Genomic DNA, 13,704 nt, shown 5'->3' on the forward strand with positions numbered 1-13,704 from the left:
CAGGAAGTATTTTCTGAGTACCTTAATAATCCCTAGGGGTTGCATTAGTTTCTAGAATACGGGACCTTGTGGGATTTGTTATTCAAGATTGGCGATGGGTTTGGCGATTACAAGTAAGCGTTTAAGCGTTGTACCGGGTGGCCAGCAGGTCTGAAGGATAAGCACTTCCTCGTCTGAAGGTTCGACCAAGTACTGCACGTCATCGGCTTCTACAGTCCTAATTTCCACAGTCTCATACACATAACGTCTATTGTTGTAAAAGATGTCTATTTCATCCCCTGGCTCTAGTTCTTTTAATAAAAAGAAAATGGCGTTGTAGCGGTTTATGTTCCACCAATTATCTGTCGAGTGAGCAAACAGATATGTCTTGCGGTTCCCCTCTTTAGCCCCAGGAAAAGCAGTCCCAGCGGCATGGGCAACTCCTATTTGCAGAGCATCTTGGTACTCTTTTTCGTTTCCTGCGTCGACGTTGGCCACAACGTTTGAGTTAGCGCCAATCTTAGGAATGACAATTCCAAAGTCTGTGGAGGTTGGAGATACGCGCTGTTCGCTTGGTTGAGCATTGCTTAGCAGTTTGGCAATAGGATTGCTAGAGCTTTCTTCATAGGAACGGACGATGAGGTCACCTTCAACCCTGTACTCTACACCTGTATATGACCGATAATAATATCCTACCTGCGCAAAGGCAATAGGAGCGAATGTTGCAGCCACTCCATATAATGCAAAAAGCACAAGAAAATTACCAACTGTACGCATGATGAGAAATTTTCGTTTCTCTTCATGTCCTATAATCTGCATAAACCTATTTTTGTAACCTACTATATGATTCATCTCTTAATATGATAATCGTTAATTATTGTTTAGTTTAACCATTTATAACACAATTCACTATTATGTCTATATAACAATCCATAACTTGAGTAATATTTATACTCATAATACAACTCCAGCCAAAACAATAATAGTGCTTTGAAAATTTTGGTCATGGATTTTGTGAAATAATTGTAACCTCTCCCCTATTCCTATAATTATTTATAACAGGTTGGCAAAAAATTAACCCCGGAAGCGTTGTGAGAAGTTCTGCCCGTACCTCCCACAACGCTCTCAGGGTCAATAATGCATAGTTATTATATACCCTTTGATATAGTATGTCAATGCTATAGGTTGTTGTACTTTTCATAGATAGAGACTGTTCTAGCAGTTGATATCATTTTACAGTAAAATAGAGAGAGATGCGTCCTTGTAGTTCAATGGACAGAACAAGGGTTTCCTAAACCCTAAATGAAGGTTCGATTCCTTCCAGGGACACTAAAATGTTATAGTGGATATATGAATCAGCATAAGAAACTGTTGGAGAGATACCAAGCTGCCTCAAATGAAGAGAAGCCGCACTTTCTTCTGGGGTTGAACCGCTATTGGCGCAAGCAATTACTGTACCAACTTTCAGATGAAGAGATTGCCGATGCACTTACATATTCCGATGAAGATGATGCCGTAACCTCTTTGGATATTCTTTCAACTCATAGAAGAGAAGGTATTTTAAAACTGCTGCACCACTCTAAGAGTGAAAAATTAAAGCAGCTTTTATCTTTTGCACATCATACAGCTGGAAGACTGGTTGATATGAATTTTATTGAGATTAAAGAAGATAGCTCAAGGGCAGATCTGGAGACTAAGCTTAAAAACCATTACCAGACAACTGGCAAGTCTCCAACTATTATTGTGGAAAACAAGGAAGGTAAGATATTGGGGCAGCTACCTATTGAAAAGCTTGTCTTGGAGGAAGTAAAGAGCTTAAAAGGGCTAAGACTTGCACCTTTGCCAGTGGTAAAGTACACGCTTGATCAAGAGCATCTTATTGAAAAAGTTGTGGGCACATCAGCACGGGTGATAGTTGTTAGTGACAAAGAAAGTCGGATACTAGGTGTAATTAGAACTAAGAACTTACTGGGAGTATTGGAACATGAAAATACAGAGGATTTTTATAAGTTTGCCGGATTACCCATCGCAGAGCATATTTATGATTCTCCGCTCAGATCTGTTCGGCTTAGATCTAAGTGGTTAATTGTTAATTTGTTTACAGCATTGTCTGCCGCTTTTGTTGTTTCTATGTTTAGAGAAACCTTAAGCCAAGTAGTAATATTAGCGGCATTTATGCCAGTTGTAGCAGGTATGGGGGGCAATGCAGGAACTCAGACTTTGGCTGTTATGGTGAGGGGTTTGGCAACGGGTGAAATTAAAGCAAAAAGCGCAATGTCTGTAGTGGTAAAAGAGCTCTCGGCTGGATTTTTAAATGGTCTTATTACTGGCTTAATTGTGGGAATAATTGCAACTATTTGGCAAGGTTCACCTCTGTTAGGTGTTGTTCTGTTTTTTGCGATGATGATTAATCTGGTTGTTGCAGGATTTTTTGGTGCGATCATTCCTCTTATATTAAAAGCTGTACGCATTGATCCTGCTGTTGCCTCTTCAATTTTTATCACGACAGCGACGGATATAATTGGCTTTCTAGCTTTCTTAAGTTTGGCAACTCTTTTGCTATTGTAGGTATATCAAAATACTATATTAGTAGATCAAATTACGTATTAAAGGCTTAGCCTTATACTCGCTTTTATATCCCACAAGGTCAGACCTTGTGGAGTTCAACTTTTAGGTTATAAAATTCAGATAATTATCCTTATTAATGGTCAAAACAGATGTATTATAGGATTGTTTAAATAGTTTCGGCGTTTTAGCAATGCTACCATATTTAAACTCATATGCCACCAAGTGACCGCTGTCTTCTTCCAACCAGTCAACCTCCGCTTGTTCATAACTGCGCCAAAAATAATAGTTGGGTTGCGTACCACCATAGCTATTATGCTTAATTCGTTCTATAGCTACGAAATTTTCCCACAACTGCCCTATATCATTTCGAAGATCAAGTTGAGTAAATTGACCAATTAGGCTGTTACGAATTCCCAAATCCCAGAAGTAATATTTTCTGCTTTTTGCCACCTCCTTGCGAAGGTTAGTCGAGTAAGATCCAAGCTCGAAAATAATAAAACCCTGCTTTAAAAGATATAAATAGCTTGTTACTGTCTTTGCGTCAATTCCAAGAGCACTCGCAAGTTCATTTATTGAGACTTTTGAACCAACTTGAAAAGACAATAAAACAGCTAATTTATACAAGGCTTCAGGACGCCCAATGTCTTTAAGCAGGAGCAGATCACGAAAAAGATAAGATTTTATAATCATACGCAAGTAATCCTGTTTTTCGGCAGACGAGGGTAGCTGTTGTAAATATGGGTAGCCACCAAACTGTAGCTGATCTGGCAGTAGCGCGGACAGTTGGTGTAAGATCAGTCCTTGTCCAAGTTCTGGCGTTGATAGTGGATAGAGCAGATATTGCTGAAAACGACCTGTCAAGGGCTCTTGGATGCCGTGGGCGAGTTTTAAGGACAAAGACCCGCTAACGTAAAAACATTTTTCTGGAAACGAGTCAATCATAATTTTTAATACCAAACCAATATTGTCTATCCTTTGCGCTTCATCAATAACTATGATCCCGTATTTCTGAATAAGCTTGCTGATTTTAGTTTGGGAAGTAGAAGACAGAGCTAATCGTGTATCTTCATCGTCGCCATTGAACCAAATCACGTCGGACTTGGGAGTTTTAGTTGTCAATTGTGAAAGCAGAACAGTCTTACCCACTCGTCTTGGTCCATAAATAATGTTAATAAATCCCGATTTTTGGCGCGAGAGTATGTTTTTAGTAAGCTGCCGTGTAATCATTTCCTCAAAATTATACCAAATTTATGGAATTATGTCAACAGATTAATACCATATTTATGGAATTATGTCTAACTTCCACAACAGCCGCCGCCACAACAGCCATCAACGCTTGAGCCAAAGAGGAGGTTGGTTTCTTTCTCTACAGACTCAGGAGAATCTGAGATATGCACGACGTTACGTTGAATGTCTTCACCAAGGTCTCCACGTATGGTGCCTTTATCTGCTTTGGTTGAATCTGTTATTCCAGCTAAGTTACGAACTTTTGCTATAATGTCCTCCCCTTCCCAGATCATGGCCAAAACTGGACACTCAGTCATAAAGGAAACTATGTCAGGGAAAAATGGCTTGTCTTTGTGATGGACATACCAGACTTTGAGTAATTCTTCGGTTAGGTCTACAACTTTCGCTTCCTTTGGCTTAAAGCCAGCTTTTTCGAGGCGGGAAACAACCTGACCAGCATAGCCTTTCTGCATTCCGTCTGGTTTAATGATGACTACAGTTCTCTCCATTTTTTTATATAAAGATCGGATCTTTATATAGTTAGAATTGTAACAGCTTGGCTATTTTTTGTCTATCCTTAATTGGCCCAATTGCTGAAAAGTTAATATTCTTATCCTTTATGATATCTTTAGCAACCGCCCTTACCTCCTCTACTGTAACTGAGTTAATTTTATTTATTACTTGTTGGGGCGTTTTAATCTCACCTTCGAGCAAGTATTTGACTGCGTAATGATTGGCAACATCGCCTGAATCCTCAAGACTTAAGATGAAATTGCCTTTTATATGCTCTTTGGCTTTTGTTAGTTCTTTGGCTGGTATTTCTTCAGTTAAGACGTGTCTGAGCTCTTGCATGATGACCTCTAACGCTTGGATTAATCGTTTAGTATCTAAGCCTGCCTTGATACCTAAATACCCGGCGTCAAGATAACTCTGGCTATATGAAAATACACTATACGCTAGTCCCCGACGCTCACGTACTTCCTGAAACAAGCGAGAGCTCATCCCGCCTCCAAGTATGGAAGAAAGTACTAAAAGTGGATAACGCCTGGAATCAAAACGATCAAATGTGCGCAGAGCCAAGATCATGTGAGTTTGCTCCGTTTTTTTGTTAACAATAGATAGCGCGGGTTTATTTTGAACTATACTTTTTGTGGATTTAGTTTTTTTAAGCTTACTACCGCCCCAGTTGCCAAGGTGCTTATTGACAAGCTCCATTACTTTATGATGTGTTGTTCCACCTGAGACGACCAAGACGATGTTGGAAGGAGTGTACCAGTTGTTTCGATAATCCACGATGTCTTTTCTTGTCATGGAGCTAACGGTTGCCTTAGTTCCAATTATTTCTCTGCCTAAACTTGTACCTCGAAATATTAGCTCTTCAGAGATCTCCCCCACTTTACTACTGGGATGATCTTCGTACATATTTATTTCCTCCAGAATTACTCCCCGTTCACGCTCAACTTCTGCTTCGACAAACAGGCTATTTTGCAACATATCTGAAAGCATATCAATTACCAGGCTAAGCTGAGCGCTTGCAGCTTTTACGTAGTAACCAGTGTATTCTTTTCCGGTGAAAGCGTTCTGCTCGGCGCCAATTGCATCGATCTCCTCTGCAATCTGCATTGCTGAGGGTCTTTTAGTAGTTCCTTTAAATGCCATGTGTTCAAGAAAGTGAGATATTCCAGCGACTTTATCTTGTTCCCAGCGTGAACCTGCCCGAACCATGAATAGCCCTGTTACAGACTTGGTGGGCATTGGTACTGTAATTATTGTAAGGCCGTTTGCAAGATTTTCTTTGTGATATTTCTCTGCCATAAGAAATGATTTTAGCACAGCTTAAAAACCAAAGGTTGAGCCTTTCACTTCGTAAAGGGCTCAACCTTGCCTCGTCTTATAATAGCTCTTTAGTCTTCTATAAGGTTTGTCCTTGTATTTTTTGTCTTGAGCGTGGTTAGCACTCTCTAGTCCACTCTGATAGCTAATCCTTGAAATAAGTTTGGTCTTTATCTGCGCTCCCAAATGCTATTATTTATCACTCTCTATTTTATATTGCTGACCATCGGTAATAACCACTATATCCCCATCATTGTCTGTTCTTAGTATAGGTATAGAACGTAAACTAAGCCTAGAAAGCAGTTCGGGGGTTGGATGTCCCCACTGATTCTTGCCCACCGAAATAACAGCGAAACCCGGTTCAAATCTATCTATAAACTCATCTAGTAAACCGTAGCGAGAGCCATGGTGTGGTATTTTAAAGATCTCCACTGGTTTAAGCTTGGTATTTGCAGCTAGAATTTCATCTTGGATATTTTCATCTGCATCTCCGGTAAACACAGCATCAAAGGTACCGTATTCTAGTTGAAGTATTACAGAAAAATCATTTAGATCAGAGTTGGTTGTGGTGGCTCCCAAAATATTGGCTGAAATTGTGGCATTGGTATTATCTGCAACAAACTCTCTACTAGGCCAGAGAGTACGCAAAGTAATATCATTAATTTTTATTTCATCACCAGTGTAGATATTTTGAATAGTAGTATTCCCCTCTTGAATTGCTTTTGTTAGCGCTTGGTATCCTTTGGTAGCATTGCCGACTGGGCTGGTGACAAAATGCTTAACCTTGTAACGCTTGGCAACCTCTATAAGACCATTTAGATGGTCTGCCTGGGGATGCGTCAAGACCACTATCTCTATTTCTCTATCCCAAAAAGGCATATACTTACCCAGGCACTCAAGAATCTTAGTATTCGGTCCTCCATCTATTACGACGTCTATATTATTGGGTAGATCGAGATAAATGCCGTCACCCTGGCCAACGTCACAAAAGATAATTCGGGCATCTTTACTATTGGGCGGTGAAAATTGTGATAAGTATAAGATAAGAATTAAGACTGTAATTACGAGTGAAAGTGCTTTTTTATTCATATTAGTTATTTCTTAATATTATCAGTAGCTATTGATTAATTCTAGAAGAAATTAATCTGTGCAAATGGAATTAGTGCTGTTACTTCGACAATCACAATGAATATTGTCAGCAGTAACCATAAAATCATACCCAACAAGACTCCTAGCGGTCTTATGACAGCTCCCGCAGTAACAAGTAGTATGCCTAGCCATGTAATGTATTCTACTACCCATAATCCGAGCGCGTTTGTTAGTGGAGCCACTAAAGATAGGCGCCCGAAACTGTATACCAGTAAAGGCGTGATAAATACCTGGGCAGCGAGAGTTGTTCGTAGATTTTCCATAAAAATAAACTTAAACCAGCTCGCTACCAGCCCTATCTGTACATTCCAGGAATGTGCAAGGTTGACATTCCTGGAATGTGGTTTTTGGCCACGGTTATCAAAGATAATTATTCCCAGCGTGGCAAAGAAAGAAAGCTGGAAAGATAAACTAGTAAGCCACTCTGGCTTGATGATGAGCATTAGTGCGGCGGTAAACAGTAAACTGTAGATGACATAGGTTCTTCGCCCAATGTATGAGATTAACGTCGCAAGCCCTCCCATAATTGTTGCGCGTACAATAGGCGGATCAGCTCCTACCATGGCTACAAAAAGCGTGATAGTGACCATAGTAGCAATAAACCCAAACCTGCGACCTATGCTGCCAAAGACCTTGTCCACAACCCGGATCAAAATTGACACATTTGTACCTGAAAGCGCCACAACGTGTAGGGTGCCAGTTGTAATAAGATCGTTATATAGTGCTTGAGGCATATGGGAATATTTCTGACCAAAAAGCATTCCAGCGAGTAAGGATGCCTGCGGCTCGGGTAATTGCTGGTTGATGATGCTGACAAAATAATCTGGAGACAATTTTTTAGTAGACGCTTATCTGGTCCTTAATCTTGTCATAAATGGATTGCCCAAGGATTTTTTTGGAAACTAGCTCAGAAATCTCACCATAAGGCCTATTGGCAATTATCTCTGCGGCACGTACTGGGCCAATTCCAGTTAAGGTCTCGAGCGTAGATTGGGAATCATTATTAATGTTAATCAGCTTATCTGTGCTGGCTCCGGGCACGGTTTGAGCTGCACCCACCTCCATTTCTTCACCCTGAAAGGGTACGATGATTTTTTGTCCATCCGTCAATAAGGCGGCTAGGTTAAGACTTAGTGAAATCTGTTCCTGATCAGCTTCCTTGATGAAGCCACCTGCCTCAGTGATGATGTCTTTTATTCTAGAGCCTACGGGTAGCTCATATACGCCAGGTTTTTCTACAGCTCCGCCGATGTCTATAACGACTATCTTGACTGTAGTTTGAGCTGGAGTTAGCTGCTCTTGAGTGTTAAATACAACCTCACTCTGCTTATCTCTACCCAAGGTGGCTGCTAACCCGATAGAAAATAGGAATAACCCCACAATAACCAGACCTACAGGGAAACGGTATTTCTGCAGAAGCTGAGCAATATCCTCAAACTGCACAATATTCGGAGCATATCAGATAGCTCAATTTAAGGCAAGGCCATTCATTGCATGAAAGGCCTCGCCTTGTTTCGCTTTCTTAGATTACAAAGTTAAGGAGGCGACCTGGGACAAAGATGGTCTTTTTAGGCTCGCTCAAGAGATATTTTTTTACATTAGGAAGCTCTCTGGCTAATTTTTCTATTTCGCTTTGTATTTTTGACTGCTCACAACTTACTTCAAGAGTTTGGCGCAGCTTGCCGTTGACCTGAACAGGAATGGTGATTATGTCTTCTTTCACCTGATTTTCATCAAATTTAGGCCAGAGCTCCAGATGAACTGAAGCAAACTCTTCATCATTAGTAAGACTCTGGTATATCTCTTCGGAAACATAGGGAGCAAGCGGGGCAATTATCTTGATAGCACTAATTGCGTCCTCTTTGCTTAAAACCTGATCAGTTTCTCGCCAGACATTAACTAATTCCATGTATCTGGCAATGGCCGTGTTGTACTTAAAAGAGGCAATATCTTCCCCCATCTGTTTAATGGTCTGGTTTAGCTTGCGCAAAAGCTTATTAGTTGTTTTAGCTTTCACTTTTTGGCTGTCTGTAAATAAGCTCCAGCATCGAAGTAGGAAACGATTCATACCTGCCATGCTGGTGTCTCGAAAATCTCCACCTTGGCTGTAAGGACCTACAAACATTAAATACATTCGTAGTGTGTCCGCACCATATTTGTCTATATAATCATCTGGAACGATGACATTGCCACGGCTTTTACTCATTTTAGCTCCATCTTTGATAATCAGCCCGTGGCTAAAAAGGAAAGGGAAAGGTTCCTCGAAATCCAGCATTCCCCAGTCATGAAGGGCAATCGTAACAAAGCGTGCGTATAATAAATGTAAAACGGCGTGCTCTGCTCCCCCAATGTACGCATTAACCGGCAGCCACTTCTTAGTCAACCCTTCATCCCACGGCACATCGAGAAGCGGGTTCTCTATATTTTTCTTGACGCTGGGGTAGCGCAGGAAGTACCATGAACTATCTAAAAAGGTATCAGAAACGTCAGTCTCACGCTTAGCTTTACCTCCACAGTTGGGGCACTTTGTATATAACCACGCGTCTGGTGCTTTTTCTAGTGGCCCTTTTCCATCGCCTTTAGGCTCCCAGTCAGAGACAGCTGGAAGTAAAACCGGCAATTGGTCTTCAGGTACAGGCTGCCAGCCTTGTCCGCCGGGGAGGCGCGCGCATTTTTCACAATAAACCATAGGTATGGGTGGACCCCAGTACCTCTGCCTGGAAATAAGCCAATCTCTAAGGTGGTAGTTTGTTTTTTTAACACCGGCATCTTTGTCCTCTAGCAGCTTAAAGACCTCATCTTTATCCGCCAGTTTATCTATAGTTGGTAGGTTAAACTTTGCTGCGAAAGCTGCATCGCGCTCGTCGTGGGCAGGAACAGACATTATTGCCCCAGTACCATAATCCATGAGTACAAAATCAGCTATCCAGATTGGGATTCTATTACCCGTAATCGGGTGAATAGCTTCAAAACCAGTATCCGCGCCTGTTTTGTCTTTCTCTGTTGCTTTGCGTTTTTGTTCGGTCTTTTTTAGAGCCTGCAATTTGTATTCCTTGGCTTCCTTGGAGATATTGAGCTTGTTTAAGATGGGATGATCTGGAGCTATAACGATAAAAGTTGCTCCATAAATAGTGTCTGGGCGTGTTGTAAAAGTCCAGATTTTTTCAGCTGTTTTAGCTACTTCCCAGGCTATCTCTAGACCTTCGGACCTACCTATCCATTGTCTTTGGGCGCTTTTTATTTTGTTGGGCCAGTCTATTTTTTCGATGTTCTCGAGTAATTTATCCGCATAGTTAGTAATCTTAAAGAACCACTGCTCCATTTCTTTGCGCTCGACCTCATTTTTACAGCGTTCACAAACCCCTGACTCTACCTGCTCGTCAGCCAGCACTGTCTTACAACTTGGGCACCAGTTCACCATTGCTTTCCCCCGGTAGGCTAAACCTTTTTTGTACATCTGAATAAACAACCACTGAGTCCATTTGTAGTATTCGGGATCATAGGTTTCAAGTTTATTATTCCAGGCAAACCCGTTGCCAATGCGGGCAAGCTGTTCATAGAAACGTTTTTGGCTTACCTTGGCCAGCTTAGCTGGGTGCTTGCCTAGTTTAATAGCGTAGTTTTCTGAATGAATACCAAACCCATCTAGCCCAATAGGTTCAAATACGTCGTATCCCTGCTGTCTCTGAAAACGACCGTAAACATCTGCTCCTGTAAACGCGTACATGTTCCCTACGTGAAGACCCTCAGCGGAGGGATACGGGAACATCATGAGGTTGTAGAAGGGTTTTTTGGCTTTGTCTAGGTCCACTTGATATGTCTTATTTTGATCCCATTTGACTCTCCATTTAGCTTCAACATCTGTGTGTTTATATTGTTTCATTGCTAGATTATACAATAATGAAATCGCTCACAGGGTCAAACCCTGCTAGCTAAGGTAGCAGGGTTTGACCCTGTTTTACTGTTTTACTTATACTTTTTGGTATACTTAAAGCTATGAAGCATCTAAGTTCGATTATAACTATTTTATTCTTAGTACTTCTTCATAACCCCGTGCTTGCTCAGACGCTGGAAGGGGCCGATGTACAGATTGAGGTTCACAATATTGAGATTAAGTCCTCGACAAAAAATGCCAAAGCTCCACAAGCTTCAGCTGAATTTATCAATGAAGGCTATCTACTTCAGACACTTGCTGTGGATAAAACAGTGTCTCGTCCATTTACTAGCTCACCTCAGTCTTACCTTCTGCGAGCCAAGCCCGGAATTGGCCTATCCCTGCCTCTAGAGATTAACAACTACCAATCAGCAGTGGTTTTGGACCTAGCCGTTGTACCGTTTAATTCACAATCCTCAATTGACTGTAATGTTGTAGAGGTATCAGCGTGTGACGCCTTGGATTGGTTATCTATAAGCAAAGAAGCCCAAAAACTATTTATGGAAGCTGAGGAAGCAAGGGAGCTTCAACTAGATCTAACTATCCCCGAGGATGCCAGCGAGGGTGATTATTATCTTTCTATCCGCTTAGGTGAATATAATAAACCATATCATTATACCTCAACTGAGCTCTATATTACCGTAACAAAAGATGGCATAATACAACAAAATGTATCAGTTGATGGCTTAAAGATAGCTGATTCTTTATTGTTTATCCCCCACATACCTACTGTTGTGTTTGGAGATCAAGCTCACGAGCTACTTGTGCAAATAAGCAATGGGTCTCCTGTTTATGGAGTTACAGACTTTGATATTAGAATAAGATCGCTACTGGGTTTTGAACAAGTAATAGCTGCGCCTATAAAGGTAGTATTGGGGAACACAACAACCCAGCTGACGGTTGATGTGGAAAAACTGCCGTTTGGACTGTTAATCCTATCCCCTAGCGATAATGTTAAAATTCCCGCACTTGCCTTTCCTAATCCTATAGTCTCGCTAGTTGTACTCGGACTGGTTGTTGTGTCAATTTGGTCCTTCATAATTGTTAAAAGGATGCACCACTCTCACAAGTAACCATATATTAGTTACCAAAACAAGCGAAACAAAGCAAGACCCTACATGCAATGGAAGGTCTTGCCTTAAGTTGAGAGGATAGAACATTCACTCGCTTAAGGTCGATCTCTTTACTAAAGCAAAGTGAACGACCTTGTCTTGTTCACTTTTGATAGCTCATATACGTTGCTCTATTTTCGTCCTTTGGCCCGCTAAATCAATCTAAACTCCCTATCCAATAATTCTAGCACTTGGTATCCTTAACTGATAAAATACCTTTTTCCCGTGATTGAGTACTGAGAGAAGAATCAAAACCTTCTACTTGGTGTATATGGATATACCCTAAAAGGGTACCTAGACATGTCTACATTTTTGTATACCAAAAACAGAGACGTTGTTTTTTTCACACACAAGCTTCGCCTGTACACCTGCTTTTCGCGCTGCTTTGCGTGAATTAAGTATTGTTATAATTAGTATAATCCTTTATAATTTAGGTATATTATAAATCATGCGGGAATCACTTCTCCTACAAAAATATAAGTCTTATCTTGAGAGTACTAATGTATCCACAGCTACTGTGGATAACTATGTGGCTGATGTTGTCTTTTTTTTGGGTTGGTTGATCACCTACTTACCTTCCCATGGATATAGCATAAGCACCGCACAGCCTTCTGCATATATTTCTTATGTAGATAATGCTATCGTAGGAGAGTTCTCTGCTCATCTTTCTCGAGGAACTTTTTCGAATTCAACGGTTGCAAGGAAAGTTGCGGGCTTAAAAAGTTTCTTTAAGTTTGTAGTCACGGAGGGATATTTGACTACTGACCCATTTTTGAACTTCAACATAGATCCACTTAATCATAGCCGTTCTACTCTAAGCTCATTTCGTACTTGGCTTCAGAGAAAAAAAGTAACTGATCATACTATAAAAAACTATATCAGTGATATACGGCATTTACTACATAATGAGGTTAAACTTATTCCAGAGTCTATTAGGGCCTACCTTATACTACTGGACAAACAATATAGTAAGGCCTCTTATAAAAGAAAGTTGGCAAGTATACGCAAATTTATTGACTTTATGGAGTCGGTCACAAAACTTGATCAGCAAGCAGCAACTACCTTAAAAAAAGAGCTACTCATAAATACCAATGTTGCAGATGTTGCATTAAAGGTAGATGTTGTACCAAAAAATGAACCAGACTTAACAATAGACGAGCCTAAATCAAGCATTACTGCCTCTCTCAGGCCTCTTTTTTCTTCTCACTTTTCCTTGGTGCTACTATTTTTAATCTTATCTTCCAACATATTCCTACTAGGTAGGATGAATACCTCCCTTTCATCGGCTATAAACGCTACAACTGACATCTTAGATAAAGGGTCTGCAGGCTCGGTTGAGGATAGTCTTACTGTTACTATTCCTTTTACAGGCAAGCTTAAAGATATGTTTGGAATCCCACTATCATATGAAAATGAATTCAGTTTTTCTTTATATCCCACCAGCGACGCTATAGACCCTATCTATAGCACCGGTCGCTGCTCCACTACTCCCGGTAGCAGTGGTAATTTTACAGTTATCTTAGGTCAAGATTGTGGTCATCCGATTCCTTATTCATTACTACAGCAATACCCCGAAGTATATCTAGGAGCCAGCGTAGGATTTGGACCTGAGCTCAAACCCAGAATCGCGCTGAAACGTTTTGAGTTTGGCTACGTTGCGCCTACCCCTACTCCTACTCCTGTTATGAGAATTGCTCCGCTATTTCTTGATGATGAGCTATCTACTCTCTCGGCAGAGCTTGCAACAACAAGCGCAAGTCTTTCTAATTAAGGTTAATTCTACAAGCTAAATGCCCTACTCCAATTGTGTAGCAGTTAACCATCTTTGAGTGATAAATAAATAATCTACAAATACCAATATGGAATTACAAATTTCTACTAATTTTGAGTATTTATTTAAAA

General features: G+C 40.7%; 11 protein-coding genes and 1 tRNA gene. 4 read left to right on the top strand and 8 right to left on the bottom strand.

What is annotated here, in order from left to right:
• Positions 1-78: 78 nt before the first annotated feature.
• On the bottom strand, positions 79-831 hold the full coding sequence (locus tag CO050_02130) for a hypothetical protein (GenBank protein ID PJC31709.1): 753 nt from the start codon (positions 829-831) through the stop codon (positions 79-81).
• A 405-nt stretch (positions 832-1,236) separates the two neighbouring features.
• Between CO050_02130 and CO050_02135 the strand changes: the two genes are divergently transcribed.
• Positions 1,237-1,311 (top strand) — tRNA-Arg (locus CO050_02135).
• Positions 1,282-2,547, top strand: a complete 1,266-nt coding sequence (gene mgtE / locus CO050_02140; GenBank protein ID PJC31710.1) for a magnesium transporter — start codon at positions 1,282-1,284, stop codon at positions 2,545-2,547. Before CO050_02135 ends, mgtE begins: the two co-directional genes overlap by 30 nt.
• A 102-nt stretch (positions 2,548-2,649) precedes the next feature.
• Here mgtE and CO050_02145 read toward each other — a convergent pair whose 3' ends face one another.
• The 7 genes from CO050_02145 to CO050_02175 form a co-directional block, all read right to left on the bottom strand.
• Positions 2,650-3,774, bottom strand: coding sequence for a hypothetical protein (locus tag CO050_02145; GenBank protein PJC31711.1), 1,125 nt, complete (start codon positions 3,772-3,774; stop codon positions 2,650-2,652).
• Between the two features lie 68 nt (positions 3,775-3,842).
• Complete coding sequence (locus CO050_02150; protein PJC31712.1) at positions 3,843-4,283, bottom strand: nucleoside-diphosphate kinase; 441 nt, start codon at positions 4,281-4,283, stop codon at positions 3,843-3,845.
• Positions 4,284-4,314: 31 nt separating this feature from the next.
• Positions 4,315-5,589, bottom strand: coding sequence for a hypothetical protein (locus tag CO050_02155; protein PJC31713.1), 1,275 nt, complete (start codon positions 5,587-5,589; stop codon positions 4,315-4,317).
• A gap of 210 nt (positions 5,590-5,799) precedes the next feature.
• Entirely contained in the window at positions 5,800-6,696 is an 897-nt protein-coding gene (locus CO050_02160) for a hypothetical protein (GenBank protein PJC31714.1), read from the bottom strand.
• Between the two features lie 41 nt (positions 6,697-6,737).
• Entirely contained in the window at positions 6,738-7,589 is an 852-nt protein-coding gene (locus CO050_02165; protein ID PJC31715.1) for a hypothetical protein, read from the bottom strand.
• 4 nt (positions 7,590-7,593) lie between these two features.
• Positions 7,594-8,199, bottom strand: a complete 606-nt coding sequence (locus CO050_02170) for a hypothetical protein (protein ID PJC31716.1) — start codon at positions 8,197-8,199, stop codon at positions 7,594-7,596.
• A 79-nt stretch (positions 8,200-8,278) separates the two neighbouring features.
• Complete coding sequence (locus CO050_02175) at positions 8,279-10,639, bottom strand: leucine--tRNA ligase (GenBank protein ID PJC31717.1); 2,361 nt, start codon at positions 10,637-10,639, stop codon at positions 8,279-8,281.
• Between the two features lie 113 nt (positions 10,640-10,752).
• Between CO050_02175 and CO050_02180 the strand changes: the two genes are divergently transcribed.
• Together CO050_02180 and CO050_02185 are read left to right on the top strand one after the other, a co-directional pair.
• Complete coding sequence (locus CO050_02180) at positions 10,753-11,763, top strand: hypothetical protein (protein ID PJC31718.1); 1,011 nt, start codon at positions 10,753-10,755, stop codon at positions 11,761-11,763.
• 487 nt (positions 11,764-12,250) lie between these two features.
• Complete coding sequence (locus CO050_02185; protein PJC31719.1) at positions 12,251-13,573, top strand: hypothetical protein; 1,323 nt, start codon at positions 12,251-12,253, stop codon at positions 13,571-13,573.
• Positions 13,574-13,704: the final 131 nt, after the last annotated feature.

This window comes from Candidatus Roizmanbacteria bacterium CG_4_9_14_0_2_um_filter_38_17 (assembly GCA_002788855.1).
Taxonomy (GTDB): domain Bacteria; phylum Patescibacteriota; class Microgenomatia.